The sequence below is a fragment of the Bradyrhizobium sp. NBAIM03 genome (genome assembly GCF_020194055.1).
In the GTDB taxonomy this organism is placed as follows: domain Bacteria; phylum Pseudomonadota; class Alphaproteobacteria; order Rhizobiales; family Xanthobacteraceae; genus Bradyrhizobium; species Bradyrhizobium yuanmingense.
Window position 1 is genome coordinate 1 of the sequence record NZ_JADYVS010000128.1, and the last position, 466, is coordinate 466.

The 466-nt window shown below is 62.7% G+C and carries 1 protein-coding gene; it reads left to right on the forward strand.

All coding sequences use genetic code 11. The annotated features are described in order from the left end of the window. Positions 1 to 183: 183 nt before the first annotated feature. The coding region (locus I6F21_RS37725; RefSeq protein ID WP_225184384.1) for a hypothetical protein at positions 184 to 466 on the forward strand (283 nt) is incomplete at its 3' end.

The window sequence follows — 466 nt, forward strand, 5'->3', positions numbered from 1 at the left end:
CTGTCTGAGCGCAGCGAGTTTCGGTCCTTCTCCGCCCGGTTACGGAAATTCAAGCAATCTTTCGCCATCTCGGGCGCGCCTTTCTTTGCTTACTTTCTTTGGCAAGACAAAGAAAGTGAGTCGCCCCCGGCAGGGGGTGAAACAAGGGGTGCACGACAAACGCACAGCAATACGGAAATGACGATGACCACCATCCCCATCCACCCAATACCGAACGCCGTGCGCACCACCTGCCCCTACTGCGGCGTCGGCTGCGGCGTGCTCGCGACCCCGCAAGCGGATGGCAGTGTCAGCATTCAAGGCGATCCAACGCACCCCGCCAACGCAGGGCGCCTCTGCGTGAAGGGCTCCGCGCTGGGAGAAACCGTCAGCCTAGAAGGCCGCCTCCTGTATCCCGCCATCCGCCAACGCTCGCATGACCTCGACGCCCCCATTGCCCCGCTGCAGCGCGTGACATGGGACACCG